Source organism: Bradyrhizobium sp. 215_C5_N1_1 (assembly GCF_052075935.1).
GTDB lineage: Bacteria > Pseudomonadota > Alphaproteobacteria > Rhizobiales > Xanthobacteraceae > Bradyrhizobium > Bradyrhizobium barranii.
In genome coordinates this window covers 4002507-4017074 of sequence record NZ_CP197228.1, presented here as the reverse complement: position 1 = coordinate 4017074, position 14568 = coordinate 4002507, and the positions used below count along the sequence as shown (strand labels likewise).

Annotated in this window: 14 protein-coding genes; 8 read left to right on the top strand and 6 right to left on the bottom strand. The window is 64.8% G+C overall.

Features of this window, described 5'->3' with window-relative positions:
- Nucleotides 1-198 precede the first annotated feature (198 nt).
- The 3 genes from rpsI to AB7G19_RS19325 all read right to left on the bottom strand — a co-directional run bounded on the left by rpsI (nt 199) and on the right by AB7G19_RS19325 (nt 1731).
- The gene (rpsI, locus tag AB7G19_RS19335; protein ID WP_007611021.1) at nt 199-678 is read right to left on the bottom strand and encodes a 30S ribosomal protein S9; all 480 of its coding nucleotides are present in this window, start codon (nt 676-678) and stop codon (nt 199-201) included.
- 1 nt (nt 679) lies between these two features.
- Nucleotides 680-1144, bottom strand: coding sequence for a 50S ribosomal protein L13 (rplM, locus tag AB7G19_RS19330; protein WP_008137961.1), 465 nt, complete (start codon nt 1142-1144; stop codon nt 680-682).
- Nucleotides 1145-1302: 158 nt separating this feature from the next.
- The gene (locus AB7G19_RS19325) at nt 1303-1731 is read right to left on the bottom strand and encodes a PaaI family thioesterase (protein WP_135215987.1); all 429 of its coding nucleotides are present in this window, start codon (nt 1729-1731) and stop codon (nt 1303-1305) included.
- 86 nt (nt 1732-1817) lie between these two features.
- Here AB7G19_RS19325 and AB7G19_RS19320 point away from each other — a divergent pair, with 86 nt between their 5' ends.
- The 4 genes from AB7G19_RS19320 (at nt 1818) to AB7G19_RS19305 (ending at nt 5221) form a co-directional block, all read left to right on the top strand.
- Entirely contained in the window at nt 1818-2642 is an 825-nt protein-coding gene (locus AB7G19_RS19320) for an enoyl-CoA hydratase (protein ID WP_135215986.1), read from the top strand.
- 123 nt (nt 2643-2765) lie between these two features.
- Nucleotides 2766-3350, top strand: coding sequence for a CoA-binding protein (locus tag AB7G19_RS19315; RefSeq protein ID WP_135215985.1), 585 nt, complete (start codon nt 2766-2768; stop codon nt 3348-3350).
- A 127-nt stretch (nt 3351-3477) separates the two neighbouring features.
- Nucleotides 3478-4758, top strand: a complete 1281-nt coding sequence (locus tag AB7G19_RS19310; protein ID WP_028149015.1) for an O-acetylhomoserine aminocarboxypropyltransferase — start codon at nt 3478-3480, stop codon at nt 4756-4758.
- A 118-nt stretch (nt 4759-4876) separates the two neighbouring features.
- Entirely contained in the window at nt 4877-5221 is a 345-nt protein-coding gene (locus AB7G19_RS19305) for a hypothetical protein (RefSeq protein ID WP_063982941.1), read from the top strand.
- A 5-nt stretch (nt 5222-5226) separates the two neighbouring features.
- Here AB7G19_RS19305 and AB7G19_RS19300 read toward each other — a convergent pair whose 3' ends face one another.
- Nucleotides 5227-6309, bottom strand: a complete 1083-nt coding sequence (locus tag AB7G19_RS19300; RefSeq protein ID WP_354112936.1) for a COX15/CtaA family protein — start codon at nt 6307-6309, stop codon at nt 5227-5229.
- A gap of 110 nt (nt 6310-6419) precedes the next feature.
- Here AB7G19_RS19300 and AB7G19_RS19295 point away from each other — a divergent pair, with 110 nt between their 5' ends.
- Complete coding sequence (locus AB7G19_RS19295; RefSeq protein WP_014494810.1) at nt 6420-6635, top strand: DUF2842 domain-containing protein; 216 nt, start codon at nt 6420-6422, stop codon at nt 6633-6635.
- Here AB7G19_RS19295 and AB7G19_RS19290 read toward each other — a convergent pair.
- Nucleotides 6632-7675, bottom strand: coding sequence for a polysaccharide deacetylase family protein (locus tag AB7G19_RS19290; protein ID WP_354112937.1), 1044 nt, complete (start codon nt 7673-7675; stop codon nt 6632-6634). The genes AB7G19_RS19295 and AB7G19_RS19290 overlap by 4 nt on opposite strands.
- A gap of 112 nt (nt 7676-7787) precedes the next feature.
- Here AB7G19_RS19290 and AB7G19_RS19285 point away from each other — a divergent pair, with 112 nt between their 5' ends.
- The gene (locus tag AB7G19_RS19285; RefSeq protein WP_354112938.1) at nt 7788-8969 is read left to right on the top strand and encodes a GNAT family N-acetyltransferase; all 1182 of its coding nucleotides are present in this window, start codon (nt 7788-7790) and stop codon (nt 8967-8969) included.
- A 193-nt stretch (nt 8970-9162) separates the two neighbouring features.
- Here AB7G19_RS19285 and AB7G19_RS19280 read toward each other — a convergent pair whose 3' ends face one another.
- The gene (locus AB7G19_RS19280; protein ID WP_354123676.1) at nt 9163-11445 is read right to left on the bottom strand and encodes a GumC family protein; all 2283 of its coding nucleotides are present in this window, start codon (nt 11443-11445) and stop codon (nt 9163-9165) included.
- Between the two features lie 201 nt (nt 11446-11646).
- Between AB7G19_RS19280 and AB7G19_RS19275 the strand changes: the two genes are divergently transcribed.
- Both AB7G19_RS19275 and AB7G19_RS19270 read left to right on the top strand, forming a co-directional pair.
- Nucleotides 11647-12780, top strand: a complete 1134-nt coding sequence (locus AB7G19_RS19275) for a glycosyltransferase family 4 protein (protein ID WP_354112940.1) — start codon at nt 11647-11649, stop codon at nt 12778-12780.
- Nucleotides 12781-12900: 120 nt separating this feature from the next.
- Nucleotides 12901-14451: an undecaprenyl-phosphate glucose phosphotransferase gene (locus tag AB7G19_RS19270; protein WP_354234578.1), complete on the top strand. Its 1551-nt coding sequence runs from the start codon at nt 12901-12903 to the stop codon at nt 14449-14451.
- Nucleotides 14452-14568: the final 117 nt, after the last annotated feature.

Below are 14568 nucleotides of genomic sequence, written 5' to 3'. Positions count from 1 at the left end.
GATCGGCCCAGCCGACTTGCGCGCCCTTCCAGATGCGACGCTATGTCCCGCGAGTTCCATTCAGGTTTTCACGCGAGGCCAAGTTTTCGGGAAACACGTCATCAATTTGCATACAAACGAACAACAAAAAGGGCGCTGAAATCAGCGCCCTTTTGCATCTCATTGAAGCCGCTTTCGCGGCGAATGTGACCGAAGCGATTAACGCTTCGAGAACTGGAAGGACCGGCGGGCCTTGGCCTTGCCGTACTTCTTGCGCTCGACCACGCGGGAGTCGCGGGTCAGGAAGCCGCCCTTCTTGAGCACGGTACGCAGCTCCGGCTCGAAATAGGTGAGCGCCTTGGAGATGCCGTGACGGACGGCACCGGCCTGGCCGGACAGACCACCGCCGGCAACCGTGCAGATCACGTCGTACTGGCCGGAACGCGCGGCCACCGAGAACGGCTGCTCGATCATCATGCGCAGCACGGGACGGGCGAAATAGACCTCGACCTCGCGCGAATTGACCGTGACCTTGCCGGCGCCCGGCTTGATCCAGACGCGGGCGACCGCGTCCTTGCGCTTGCCGGTGGCGTAGGCGCGGTTGAACTTGTCGACCTTCTTCTCGTGCTTGGGCGCGTCGGGCGCGGCCGCCGTCTTGAGCTGCGAGAGCTGGTCGAGCGACTGGATGGATTCGGCCATGTTATGCGGCCCTCGTGTTCTTGCGGTTCAACTTGGCGATGTCGATCTTCTCGGGCGTCTGGGCCTCGTGAGGATGATCGGCGCCGCCATAGACGCGGAGGTTGCCCATCTGGACGCGACCGAGCGGACCACGCGGGATCATGCGCTCGACGGCCTTCTCGAGCACGCGCTCGGGATGCTTGCCCTCGAGGATCTGGCGCGCGGTGCGCTCCTTGACGTGGCCGACGTAACCGGTGTGCTTGTAATAGGTCTTCTGCTCGCGCTTGCGACCGGTGAGGACCGCATGCTGCGCGTTGATGATGATGACGTTGTCGCCGCAATCAACGTGCGGGGTGTAGGTCGGGAGGTGTTTGCCGCGCAGGCGCATGGCGACGATGGTTGCGAGACGGCCGACGACCAGACCCTTGGCGTCGATCAGTACCCACTTCTTCGTCACCTCAGCCGGCTTTGCCGAAAAGGTTTTCATATCGGAGTTTCCGTGGACGGGAGATATCGGCGCGAACACCGCGCCGGACTGGGCGGTTTTCTAGAGAAGAGACGCGCAACGGTCAATGCCCCATAGCGGGAATTACAATAGCAAAATCAATATCTTAAAATTATGGTACTATATTACCTGCGAAAAGCTCAAACATTTGGAATGGAATAGGTCGAGGTGACATGGGCAATGGGATCGGGCGACGTGCCGGACAGCAGCTTCACCTCGCCGACCGCCAGGCGCTTGCCGAGCTTGAGCAGCCGCGCTTCCGCGAGCACGTCCTGTCCCGGTAGCCCCTTACGCAGGAAGTTGATGTTGAGATTGGTGGTGACCGCGAGCCCGATCGGCCCGATCGCGGACAGCAGCACCACGTACATCGCGAAATCCGCCAGTGCCATCAGCGTCGGGCCGGACACGGTTCCACCCGGCCGCAGCATCCTTTCGCTGTAGCGCTGGCGCAAAAGGCAGGTCTGGCCGTCGGCGCTCTCGATCGTGATGTCATCGCCGCTGAAGGCCTGGGGAAACTCGTCACGGAGAAACTGCTCGACCTCCGCCACGCTCATTTTCGCTAACGCCATGCTTCGCCTCACCCTCGCTTCGCATCCCCTGTTACATTAAGTTATCTGCGTCATCCAATTGCAAGAATCCAACCGGGAACGCTTCGATGTCCGCCCAGGCCGCCCGCGCCCCCTCCCCGCAACCGTCGAGCCTGCTGCGCGAGACCATAGGCCCCATCGCGGTCCTGACGCTGAACCGTCCGGCCGCGCGCAACAGCCTGTCGCAGGCGATGATCGCAAGCCTGCATGCCGAGCTCAATGAGATCCGCGACGACAAGGCGGTCCGCGGCGTGGTGATCGCCGCCAACGGCCCCGCCTTCTCCGCCGGCCACGACATGAAGGAGCTGACCGCGCGCCGCACTGACCCGGATCGCGGCCGCGCCTTCTTTGCCGAGATGATGACCGCCTGCAGCGCGATGATGCAGGCGGTCGTGCATTTGCCGAAGCCCGTGGTCGCGGCCGTCCAGGGCATTGCGACCGCGGCCGGCTGCCAGCTCGTGGCAAGCTGCGATCTCGCGATCGCCTCGGAAGCGGCGAGCTTCGCCACGCCGGGCGTCGATATCGGCCTGTTCTGCTCCACGCCGATGGTGGCGCTGTCGCGGAACGTGCCGCGCAAGCAGGCGATGGAAATGCTGCTGACCGGCGAGCCGATCGCGGCCACGCGCGCCCGCGAGATCGGGCTCATCAACCGCGTGGTCGCGGCCGGCACCGAGCGCGAGGCCGCAATTGCCCTCGCCGAACAGGTCGCGCTGAAGTCGGCCTACACCGTCAAGCTCGGCAAGGAGGCGTTCTATCGCCAGGCCGAGATGAGCCTTGCGGACGCCTATCGCTATGCGGCAGAGGTGATGACCGAGAACATGATGGCGCGCGACGCCGAGGAAGGCATCGGCGCGTTCATCGAGAAGCGCACGCCGACATGGCGGGATGAATAGTCAACTCCTCATCCTGAGGAGCCGCGGAACGCGGCGTCTCGAAGGATGGAGGCCCGACTGTGGCCTCATGGTTCGAGACGCGCGGGCCGCGCTCCTCACCATGAGGGTCAGAGAAAGAAAAAGATGAACCACGACGCCTATCCCGACAATTACATCCGCGGCATCCTCAACAGCGTGAAGTCGATCGCGATGGTCGGCGCCTCGCCCGTCAATGTGCGGCCGAGCTATTTTGCGTTCAAATATCTGGCGCAGCGCGGCTATGACATGATCCCGGTCAATCCCGGCCATGTCGGCAAGGATCTGCTCGGAAAGCCGTTTGTCGCCTCGCTCTCCGACATCGGCCGCCCCGTCGACATGATCGACATCTTTCGCAACTCCAGCCACATCATGCCGGTGGTCGAAGAAGCGCTCACGCTCGATCCGCTGCCGAAGGTGATCTGGATGCAGCTTGGCGCGCGCGAAGACGCAGCCGCGGCGAAGGCCGAGGCCGCCGGGATCAAGGTCGTGATGAACCGCTGCCCCAAGATCGAATATGGCCGCTTGTCGTCCGAGATTTCCTGGATGGGCGTCAATTCACGCACGCTGAGCTCCAAACGGCCGCCGGCGCCGACGCAAGGCATGCAGCTATCCCTCAATCGGATGAGTGTCGGCGGCGGCGACACCGCAGCTTCCGATCGCGCTGCAAAGAACAAGACCGAGCAAAGCTGACGCAATAAACTTCCGTTGCGCGAACGTGACAATCGTAGCGCCGTGATGTGAAGCGGCGCCTTGACGGCGGGCGCGTCGCCGATCAGCATGCCGCGCGATTTCAGATCACAAGAACAGGACGCCCTCAATGAGCGATCGCCTTCCGGGATTTTCAACCCTCGCCGTGCATGCCGGTGCACAACCCGATCCCACCACCGGTGCGCGCGCGACCCCGATTTATCAAACCACCTCTTTCGTCTTCAACGACGCCGACCACGCCGCCTCGCTGTTCGGCCTGCAGGCATTCGGCAACATCTATACCCGCATCGGCAATCCCACCAACGCGGTGCTGGAAGAGCGTGTTGCCGCACTCGAAGGCGGCACCGCCGCGCTTGCGGTCGCCTCGGGCCACGCCGCACAGGTCGTGGTGCTGCAGCAATTGCTCCAGCCCGGCGACGAATTCATCGCCGCGCGCAAGCTCTATGGCGGCTCGATCAACCAGTTCTCGCATGCGTTCAAGAGCTTCGGCTGGAACGTGGTGTGGGCGGATTCCGATGACATCGCAAGCTTCGAGCGCGCGGTGACGCCGCGCACGAAGGCCATCTTCATCGAGTCCATTGCCAATCCCGGCGGCAGCATCACCGACATCGAGGCGATCTCGACGGTGGCGCGCAAGGCGGGCGTGCCGCTGATCGTCGACAACACGCTGGCCTCGCCCTACCTGATCCGCCCGATCGACCATGGCGCCGACATCGTCGTGCACTCGCTGACGAAATTCCTGGGCGGCCACGGCAATTCGCTCGGCGGCATCATCGTCGACGCCGGCACGTTCGACTGGTCCACGGGCGGCAAATATCCGATGCTGTCGGAGCCGCGGCCCGAATATCACGGCATCCGCCTCCAGGAGACCTTTGGCAATTTCGCTTTCGCGATCGCCTGCCGCGTGCTGGGCCTGCGCGATCTCGGACCCGCGCTGTCGCCGTTCAACGCCTTCATGATCCTGACCGGCATCGAGACGCTGCCGCTGCGGATGCAGAAGCACTGCGACAACGCCAAGGCCGTTGCAGAATTCCTCGCCGGCCATCCGGCGGTGGCCTCGGTGAGCTATGCGGGCTTGGCAAGCGACAAGTACAACCAGCTTGCACGCAAATACGCGCCGAAGGGCGCAGGCGCCGTGTTCACCTTCAGCCTGAAGGGCGGCTATGACGCCGGCGTCAGCCTGGTGTCGAAGCTGCAGCTGTTCTCGCACTTGGCCAACGTCGGCGACACCCGCTCGCTGGTCATCCACCCGGCCTCGACGACGCACAGCCAGCTCGACGACGCCGCCAAGGTGAAGTCCGGCGCCGGCCCCGACGTGGTGCGGCTCTCGATCGGCATCGAAGACAAGGAAGATCTGATCGCCGATCTGGAGCAGGCGCTGGGGGCGTAGCTTTCCTGGTCATTCCGGGGCGTTGCCTCGCCCCGGAATGACAGCCCGCGTTAACAGTCATTAACCATATCTACCGCATACATCGTCCTTGGATCGCCCCTTTGATTCGGAGCCGACGATGCTGCGCTGGATGGTGCCTGCCCTTGCCGCCATGCTGACGGTCTCAGCTGCCGTTGCCGCCGATCTGCCGGCCACAGCGAGACGGCGCGCTGCCGTGCCGCCGCAGGACCCGCCACAGGTCTATGTCGAGACCGATCCGGATGCGCTGATCTCGCCGGCCTATGGCATCGGCAGCTACATCCGCAACCTGCCGGGCACGCCGCTCCTGCCCGGCTCCAGCACCTTGCCGGGCTATTATGGCCGGCCCTGGAGCTACGATTATCAGGGCCCGTACTACGGCGGACCACAGGTCGGCTATTTCTGGCGCCTGCCCTACGCGTGCGGCGTCTACGGCTATTGCTGACCTGATCAGCCGGCCTGACCGACCGGAACCGCGCGCGGCTGCGCCTGTGCAGATTGTCGCGAGGCCAGCCGCTCCACCTGCATCACTGCAAGCGTGAGCACCACGATCGCAACCGCTTGGTGCGAAAGCGCGAGATCGATCGGCACCTGGTTGAGCAGCGTGAGGATGCCGAGCACCGCCTGCAGGCCCACCGCGCCCAGCAGCAACAGCGCGCCGCTCGCAGCTCGGCCCGCGCGTGAACGCACCGCATCGAATGCGTGCAGCGCCGCCAGCACGAACAGCGCATAGGCCGTCATGCGGTGCTCGAACTGCACCGTCAGCACGTTGTCGAACATGTTGCGCCACCACGGCGTCTCGAACCAGAGCCGGTCGCCTGCGGGAATGAACGCGCCGTCGATCTGCGGCCAGGTGTTGTAGGCACGCCCGGCGCGCAGACCCGCGACCAGCGCGCCGAAATAGATCTGGACGAAGGTCACGATGAGTAGCAGCACGCTCGTGAATCTCAGCCGCGCGGGCGCAACGATCTGCGGACGCTCGGCGAGCCGCCGCACCGTCCAGACGATGCCGGCAAAGATCAGCAGCGCGAGCATCAGATGCGTCGCGAGCCGATATTGCGAAACCTCGACCCGTTCCGTGAGACCCGAGGCCACCATCCACCAGCCGACGGCGCCCTGGAGTCCGCCAAGCGCGAACAGCAGCCACAGCCGCCGTTTCAACTCGCCCGACAGGCCGCCGCGCCACAGGAAGAACAGGAACGGCAAGAGATAGGCAACGCCGATGAAGCGGCCGAGAAAGCGGTGGCTCCATTCCCACCAATAGATCTCCTTGAACTCGGACAGACTCATGCCGGCGTTGAGCTCGCGGTATTGCGGGATCTTCTTGTAGGCCTCGAAGGCCTCGGTCCACTGCGCCTCCGACAGCGGCGGCACGCTGCCCGTGACCGGCTTCCATTCGACGATCGAGAGGCCGGATTCCGTCAGCCGCGTCGCGCCGCCGACCAGCACCATCAGCGCGATGAGGGCGGCCACGGAAATCAACCACCAGCGCACGGCGCGATGCGGGTTGGTCGGAGCGAAAATCGTCGTCATTTCAGGGGCAAAACCAAGCCTTGTTGCAAAGAGACTTGAACCGGACTGCGTGCCCCTTATAGTCCCCCGCTCCCGCAGCGCAAGTTACGCGAAGGCCGCAGCATTCCGCCATGACGATCCGCACCCGCAAGTTCCTCGGCGCCATCCTGCTCCTGGTGCTGGCCACTGTCTGGGCCCTGCTCGGCATGGCGCTGGCGCAGATGCCGTGGATCGCCGAGTCCGGCTGGCGGCAGGCGATCTACTACGTGGTGGTCGGCATGGGCTGGGTGCTGCCGGCGATGCCGATCGTGAGTTGGATGCAGCGGCCGGATCGCGTCAAATCTTAATTCGTAACGCTGCCGGTCGGTTTCACCGGCGCGAAGGCAACACCGGACACCAGCACGCGCAGCATGCGCAGTGATTGTATCCGGCCGTCCCAGGAAATCCGCGGCAGTGCGTGCAGATTGGTGCGCCCCTCCGCGTCCACGATGCCAGAGATGGTCGAGACGGCGCTGGCAAAGCCGGCCTCTTCCGCCATGACGACGTGGCTGCGCCGGAAAGACGAGCGATCGCCGAACGGAAAGGCCAGATGCCTGATATCGCGGTCGAAGGCCGCTTCCGCGACCGCCTTGCCCATCGTCATCTCGCGCAACGCGGCGGCGTCCTTCATGTTGGCGAGAACGGGATAGTTCACCGTCGCGCTGCCGACCGTGACCAGCGGATCCGCCGCAAGCTTTACCAGATCCTCCCAATCCATCGAGGCTTCGCGCGTGAGCGCAGCGAGGTCGATCCGGTAGCGCGTGCAGAGATCGGCGATCGCGGCCGACAAATCCGCCGGCGGCAACGAGCGCAGCCAGCTCTCGACGAACGAAAACAGCGCCTGCTTCTCGGCGTTGCCCGTGACGGTGAAACGTTGCTCTTTCTCGCCCATCATCAGGTTGATGCGGCTCTCGCGCGCGATCATCCGCTCGAGCCCGAGCCACCAGCCATCGCCGACTCCATCGGGAAACGCGGTGGGCACATAGATCGTGAACGGCACGGCGTGGCGCGCCAGCACCGGATAGGCGAAGCTGATGAGGTCCTTGTTGGCGCCGTCGAAGGTCAGCGCCACGAAGCGCCGATTCTGCGGCAGCGTCACCGCGCGGCGGCAGACATCGTCCATGCCGAGGAAGTCATACCCCCACCGCTTCAGCGCATGAATGGCGCGATCGAGGAATTGCGGACTGATTTCGCTTTCACGCAGCGGCTGAAACGCGCCGCGCCGCCGCGGCCGCACGTGTTGAAAGCGCAGGATCGCGCCGGCGCCGCGGCTGCGCAGCACAGCCTGACCGGTGAACCAGGCCAGCTCGAGCCGCAACCGCTCCAGCCATCTGTCGTCGGATGCCAATATCCCACCTTCGCGTTCGCCTGATTGTCATTACCCTTTGTTGACATTTCTTTGCAAAGGTCGGCCACAGGCCGAACTGCGCAAATTTTTCGTTTCTCGACAGGTTTCGTGAATGACCATGGCTGCGGCGATGCAAAGCCGGACGGCAGAATCGCCAGCGCGGTCGAAAGCGAGCCGTATCGCGCATGTCGATATCGTCACCGATCTGGCCGAGGCCGAGACGGTCTGGCGCGCGCTCGAGGAGAGCGGCCAGCTCTTCACGCCCTACCAGCGCTTCGACCTGCTCAGCCCATGGCAACGGCTGGTCGGCAGCCACGAAGGCGCCGGTCCCTTCATCGTAATAGCCCGCGACGCCGAGCGCCAGCCGCTCCTGCTGCTGCCACTCTCGCTGCGGCAAGGCCACGGCGTGCGCACGGCCTGCTTCATGGGCGGCAAGCACACCACCTTCAACATGGGCCTGTGGAACGCCGAGTTCGCCGCCGAGGTCGCCATCGCCGATCTCGACGCGCTGCTTGCGCCGATGCGCGAGCATGCCGACGTGCTCGCGCTGACGCAGCAGCCGCTGCGCTGGCACGACCAGCACAACCCGTTCGCGCAGCTGCCGCGGCAGAGTGCGATCAACGGCTGCCCTCTCCTGGCGATGGAGCCGGGCGGGCCGCCCGCATCGCGGATCAGCAACTCCTTTCGCCGCCGCCTCAAGAGCAAGGAAAAGAAGCTCCAGGCGCTTGCCGGCTATCGTTATCACCTCGCCACTACGGATGCGGACGTCACCCGCCTGCTCGACTGGTTCTTCCGGGTCAAGCCGGCGCGGATGGCCGAACAGAAACTGCCCAACGTCTTTGCCGAGCCCGGCGTCGAAGCGTTCATCCGCAGCGCGTGCCTGTCTGCGCGCGGCGAAGGCCGCGTCATCGATATTCATGCGCTCGAATGCGACGACGAGGTGATCGCGATCTTCGCCGGCGTCGCCGACGGCCAGCGCTTCTCGATGATGTTCAACACCTACACGATGTCCGAGCACGCCCGCTACAGCCCCGGGCTGATCCTGATGCGCTACATCATCGACCGCTACGCCGAACGCGGCTACCGCTCGCTCGATCTCGGCATCGGCTCGGACGATTACAAGCGCATGTTCTGCAAGGACGACGACGACATTTTCGACAGCTTCGTGCCCCTGACCGCGCGCGGAAAACTCGCGGCGATGGCGATGTCCTCGCTGAGCCACGGCAAGCGGCTGGTGAAGCAGAACCAGATGTTGTTCGATCTGGCGCGGCGGCTGCGGCAGACGTTCGGGTAGGCGTCACAGCCTCTGGTCTCGTAGGGTGGGCAAAGCGAAGCGTGCCCACCACGTCTCCCGCAATCGTTGAAAGGTGGTGGGCACGGCGCAAATGCGCCTTTGCCCACCCTACGATTCCGAGCTCGTGGAGAAAGACCCCTCACCGGCTTCGCTTTCGCGATGCCACCCTCTCCCGCAGGGGCAGAGGGCGAGATTACGCCGCGACCACGCGCGGTGCTTCGGCCGCGTCCGACGGCTGCACCGGCTTGCTCAGCATCGTCACCTCGCTGAAGCCGACCGCCTTCAGCTGCTCGCACATCAGCGTGCGGGCATCCGGCGCCATCGACGCGTCGGGCACCACGACGGCGCGGGCATGCGCGGTCAGCAGTTCGGCCGGGAGGTCCGAGGCGCTGCCGGCGTCCACCAGCACGTGGTCGTAGGCGCGAAGCAGCGCATCGATCGCGAGCGTCACCCGCGGCGATTGCAGCAGGCTGCGGTCGAAGCCGGGACGGCCGGCCATGACCAGATGCAGCCGCGAGAGCTTGTCCCGGGTGATGATTTGCGCGAACGAGGCCTCGCCCTGCATCAGCTCGGCGAGGCCGGGAGCCGAAGCATCCACGGACACCGCGGCGATGGTCGGCGAGGATGCGGCGAGATCGACCACAACGACGCGCGCATCGCGCGCCAGGTGCCGGGCCAGCGTCAGCGTCGACAGCGTGATGGCTTCGCCGGCCGCGGTGCCGAGCACCGTGACCTTCTTCGCCGCCGGTCCCGCAGCGCGCAGGCTGTCGGCAAGATGCTCGATCTCGGCGAATTCAGTGACGTCGGCATCGGCCGCCATCTCGGGCTGAAGCGGCGCAAGGTCTTCCACAACCGGATCGAGCATCGGTTCGGCCATCGGTTCGGCCATCGGCTGGACGACCGGCTCTTGGCGCACCGGCGCCTGCGTCTGCGCCGGCGTGAACACCGCCACCGCGCGTGGCGCGGTCTGGCGCAGCAGCTCGCCGGTGACGACGACGCCGGACGAGAGCAGCAGCGTCGCGATCGTCGCAATCAGCACGATCGGCAGCTTCTTCGGATAGGCCGGCGTATTCGAGACGATGGCGCGCGAGATGATGCGGCCTTCCGCCGGCGCGGTATCGATGCTTTCGCGGGTGCTGGCCTCGCGATACTTCCCAAGATACGTCTCGAGCAGGTCGCGCTGCGCCTTGGCTTCGCGCTCGAGCGCGCGGAGCTGGACGTCCTGACCGTTGGTCGAGGTCGCCTGCTTCTTGAGCTGGTCGAGGCTCGCCGTCAGGCCGTCGACCCGGCCACCGGCGATCCGCGCATCGCTTTCGAGCGAGCGCGAGATCTTGGCCGCTTCGTCGCGAATTTGGTTGTCGAGGTCGCCGAGCTGCGCCTTCAGCTCCTTGATCCGCGGGTGATTGCCGAGCAGCGTGGACGATTGTTCGGCAAGCTGCGCCCGCAACGTCACCCGCTGCTCGGACAGCCGCCGCATCAGTTCGGAATTCACCACCTCGGACGCTTCGATCGGCTTGCCGCTCTGGAGCATCTCTTTGATCAGCCGCGCCCTGGATTCAGCATCCGCCCTCATCGAGCGCGCGTTGTTGAGCTGGGTATTGACCTCGCCCATCTGCTGGTTCGAGAGCGTGGTGTTGTTGGTGCCGACGAACAGCGACGATTTGGAACGGAAGTCCTCGACCTTGGCTTCGGCGTCGGAGACTTTCTTGCGCAGATTTTCGATTTCGCCCGAAAGCCACTGGCTGGCGCTGCGGGCCTGATCCTGGCGCGCATTCTGCTGGAGCACGAGATAGCCGTCGGCGATCGAATTGGCGACGCGCGCGGCAAGGTCAGGATCGGCGGACTGGAATTCGACCACGATCACGCGCGACTTGTCGACGGCGTAGGCTTGGAGCCGCTCGTAATAGGCATCCAGCACCCGCTCTTCCGGCGTCATCGAAAACGGATCGCGACCGATGCCGATCATCGCTGCGAGCGACTTCAGCGGCGAAATGCCTTGTAGCACCGGATCGAACTCGGGGCGTTCCGCGAGCTTGTTCTTTTTGATGATCTCGCGCGCGAGATCGCGCGAGAGCACGAGCTGCACCTGGCTGGTCACCGCCTCGGGATCGAGCGACTGCCGCTCTTCGGTGCTGCGGTCGCTGCTCGGCCGCAGGAACACGTTCTCGCGGCCGTCGATCAGGATACGGGATTCCGACTTGTAACGCGGGGTAACGAGATTGACGGCGGCGATCGACGCGACCAGCGCGAGCACCGTCGGCACGATGATCCAGCCGCGCTTGCGGGCGAGCACCGCGCCGAGCGCGTGCAAATCGATGTCGCCGGATTCGGCTTGTGCCTGCTTCGCAGCAACGGGCGCAAGCTCTGCTTCAATCTCGGGCGCGGCTTCGGTCGATTTGGCTTCGGCTTTGGGCTTCGAAATAGCCCGCTCGACCACTGCCTTGTCCTTGCCGGCACGCCAGAACGCTAAACGCATCGAACACTCCCGCAGGGCAACGCTGCGACTCTACCTCAACCGGGGCGATTACACTCCATTAAGGTTGCTGCTGGGTTAATCGCGCCCTGCCGCGACCGGCGCGCGCGGCGCCGACACCGTTTGTTAACCACGAGGGCTCTTAATCCATCTCGATATTTCGAGAATTGTTCGAGCATTCGCCGTCGAGCGCTGGTTCTGATCATGCCCCCCTCTCCCGACCGGCCGCTCCGCATCCTGCACGCCGTGCGCGCTCCCGTGGGCGGCATCTTCCGCCACATCCTCGACCTCGCCAACGGTCAGGTCGATCGCGGTCATCACGTCGGGATTCTCGCCGACAGCCTCACCGGCGGCGAGCGCGCGGACAAGGCGCTGGCCGAGCTCGCACCGCGGCTGAAGCTCGGCGTGCACCGGCTGACGATCCGCCGCGAACCGTCGCCAGACGATTTTCTGGTGTGGCTGCGAATGCGGCGCCTGATCGCCGCGCTCAAGCCCGACGTCACGCACGGCCACGGAGCCAAGGCCGGCGCCTTCGTCCGCATGCGGCGACGATCCAACGACACCATCCGCATCTACACCCCGCATGGCGGCTCGCTGCACTATCCCCTCAACACCTTCAAGGGCGAGTTTTACGCGCGGCTCGAACGCACGCTGATGGACGCGACGGACCTGTTCCTGTTCGAGAGCGCGTTTGCGCGCGACACCTATCAGCGCATCGTCGGCACGCCCAAGGGCGTGGTGCATTGCGTCTTCAATGGCGTGACGCCGGAAGAATTCGAGCCTGTTGGCATCGCCGACGATGCCACCGATCTCGCCTATGTCGGCGAGTTCAGGCACATCAAGGGCGCGGATTTGCTGGTCGATGCGGTGGCGCGCCTGCACGAGAGCGGCAAGAAGGTCACGCTCACGCTCGGTGGCGACGGCGAGGAGACGGCGGCGCTGAAGGCGCAGGTCGACAAGCTCGGTCTCTCCAGCGCCATCCGCTTCATCGGTCACGTCAAGGCGCGCTACGGCTTCTCCAAGGGGCGGCTGCTGGTCGTGCCCTCGCGCGGCGATTCAATGCCGTACGTCGTTATCGAGGCTGGAGCTGCCGGCATTCCCATGATCGCGGCCCGCGTCGGCGGCATCCCCGAGATTTTTGGGCATGACAGCCCGGCGCTGTTTGCGCCGAGCAACGCCGAGGCCATGGCCGAAGCGATCGCGGCCGCACTCGACGATCCGCAGGCGACCGCGCAGCGCGCATCCGCCCTGCGCGAGCGCATCTCCGCGCATTTCTCCCAGCAGGCGATGGTTGACGGCGTGCTCGCGGGTTATCGCGACGCATTTGCCAATCATTAACCATCCTTAAGACCGCTTTAGAGAATCTTCCGATTTGTCCGATAATCGACGTGCCAGGGGATGCTCGCCCGGGGCGCAACGCTGCGACCCGCGGGTTTTTTGGAATGGACGTGGACGCCCGTGGAACCGCTCAACGCACGCTCGATGCTCGACGCCGCCACAAGCGCCGCGGCGAAGCCGGCTGATCAACCGTTTGTGGAGCGCCGTCGCCGGCTCTTGCCCGCCGCGCTCGAAATCGTCAACCAGAAGGTCGCCCGCGCCTATTCGCCGATCGTGATCACCGGCTTCGTCCGCTTGGCCGATTTCGCCCTGCTGAGCCTCGTCGGCATCGCGCTCTATGTCGGCTATGTCATGCCGCTCGCCGGTTCCTTCAGCTGGGTTTATCCCGCGCAGATCATCGCCGTCGCGGTCGCCGCCGTGGTCTGCTTCCAGGCCGCCGACATCTATCAGGTGCAGCTGTTTCGCGGTCAGCTCCGGCAGATGACGCGGATGATCTCCTCCTGGTCGTTCGTCTTCCTGCTGTTCATCGGCGTATCCTTCTTCGCCAAGTTCGGCAGCGAAATGTCGCGGCTGTGGCTTGCCGCCTTCTACTTCCTCGGGCTCGCCGCGCTCATCTCCCAACGTCTGGTGCTGCGCTCGCTGGTGCGCGCCTGGGCACGCCAGGGCCGGCTCGACCGCCGCACCATCGTTGTCGGCTCCGACAGCAACGGCGAGCAACTGGTCGAGGCGCTGAATGCCCAGGAGGATTCCGACATCCACGTGCTCGGCGTGTTCGACGACCGCAACGACAGTCGCGCGCTCGACACCTGCGCCGGCGCGCGCAAGCTCGGCAAGGTCGACGACATCGTCGAATTCGCCCGCCGCACCCGGGTCGATCTCGTGCTGTTCGCGCTGCCGATCTCGGCGGAGACGCGCATCCTGGAGATGTTGAAGAAGCTCTGGGTGCTGCCTGTCGACATCCGGCTCTCCGCGCACACCAACAAGCTGCGTTTCCGTCCCCGCTCCTATTCCTACCTCGGCGAGGTGCCGACGCTCGACGTGTTCGAGGCGCCGATCACCGACTGGGACCTGGTGATGAAGTGGCTGTTCGACCGCATCGTCGGTGGCCTCGCGCTGCTCGCAGCCCTGCCGGTGATGGGACTGGTGGCGCTGGCGGTGAAGCTCGACAGCCCCGGCCCAGCGCTGTTCCGTCAGAAGCGCTTCGGCTTCAACAACGAGCGCATCGACGTCTACAAATTCCGCTCGATGTACCATCATCAGGCCGACCCGACCGCCTCCAAGGTGGTGACCAAGAACGATCCGCGCGTCACCCGCGTCGGCCGCTTCATCCGCAAGACCAGCCTCGACGAGCTGCCGCAGCTCTTCAACGTGGTGTTCTCAGGCAATTTGTCCCTGGTCGGCCCGCGTCCGCATGCGGTGCAGGGCAAGCTCCAGAGCCGCCTTTTCGACGAAGCCGTCGACGGCTATTTCGCTCGTCACCGCGTCAAGCCCGGCATCACCGGCTGGGCCCAGATCAACGGCTGGCGCGGCGAGATCGACAATGAAGAGAAGATCCAGAAGCGCGTCGAATTCGACCTCTACTACATCGAGAACTGGTCGGTGCTGTTCGACCTCGTCATTCTCCTGAAGACGCCGGTCTCGCTGCTGACCAAGAACGAGAACGCGTATTGAGTTTTGTCGTACCCGAGCCTCACTGTCATCGCCCGGCTTGACCGGGCGATCCAGTAATCGCCGGCAGTAGAAACTGCCACGAACGGCTCGGAGTACTGGATGCCCCGCTTTCGCGGG

What these genes read in the sequence shown, in the direction of transcription:
- AB7G19_RS19320 (WP_135215986.1), top strand. Translation starts at nt 1,818, where the DNA reads ATGTCCGCCCAGGCCGCCCGCGCCCCCTCCCCGCAACCGTCGAGCCTG.
- AB7G19_RS19305 (WP_063982941.1), top strand. Translation starts at nt 4,877, where the DNA reads ATGCTGCGCTGGATGGTGCCTGCCCTTGCCGCCATGCTGACGGTCTCA.
- AB7G19_RS19285 (WP_354112938.1), top strand. Translation starts at nt 7,788, where the DNA reads ATGACCATGGCTGCGGCGATGCAAAGCCGGACGGCAGAATCGCCAGCG.
- rplM (WP_008137961.1), bottom strand. Translation starts at nt 1,144, where the DNA reads ATGAAAACCTTTTCGGCAAAGCCGGCTGAGGTGACGAAGAAGTGGGTA.
- AB7G19_RS19300 (WP_354112936.1), bottom strand. Translation starts at nt 6,309, where the DNA reads ATGACGACGATTTTCGCTCCGACCAACCCGCATCGCGCCGTGCGCTGG.
- AB7G19_RS19295 (WP_014494810.1), top strand. Translation starts at nt 6,420, where the DNA reads ATGACGATCCGCACCCGCAAGTTCCTCGGCGCCATCCTGCTCCTGGTG.
- rpsI (WP_007611021.1), bottom strand. Translation starts at nt 678, where the DNA reads ATGGCCGAATCCATCCAGTCGCTCGACCAGCTCTCGCAGCTCAAGACG.
- AB7G19_RS19310 (WP_028149015.1), top strand. Translation starts at nt 3,478, where the DNA reads ATGAGCGATCGCCTTCCGGGATTTTCAACCCTCGCCGTGCATGCCGGT.
- AB7G19_RS19275 (WP_354112940.1), top strand. Translation starts at nt 11,647, where the DNA reads ATGCCCCCCTCTCCCGACCGGCCGCTCCGCATCCTGCACGCCGTGCGC.
- AB7G19_RS19325 (WP_135215987.1), bottom strand. Translation starts at nt 1,731, where the DNA reads ATGGCGTTAGCGAAAATGAGCGTGGCGGAGGTCGAGCAGTTTCTCCGT.
- AB7G19_RS19315 (WP_135215985.1), top strand. Translation starts at nt 2,766, where the DNA reads ATGAACCACGACGCCTATCCCGACAATTACATCCGCGGCATCCTCAAC.
- AB7G19_RS19280 (WP_354123676.1), bottom strand. Translation starts at nt 11,445, where the DNA reads ATGCGTTTAGCGTTCTGGCGTGCCGGCAAGGACAAGGCAGTGGTCGAG.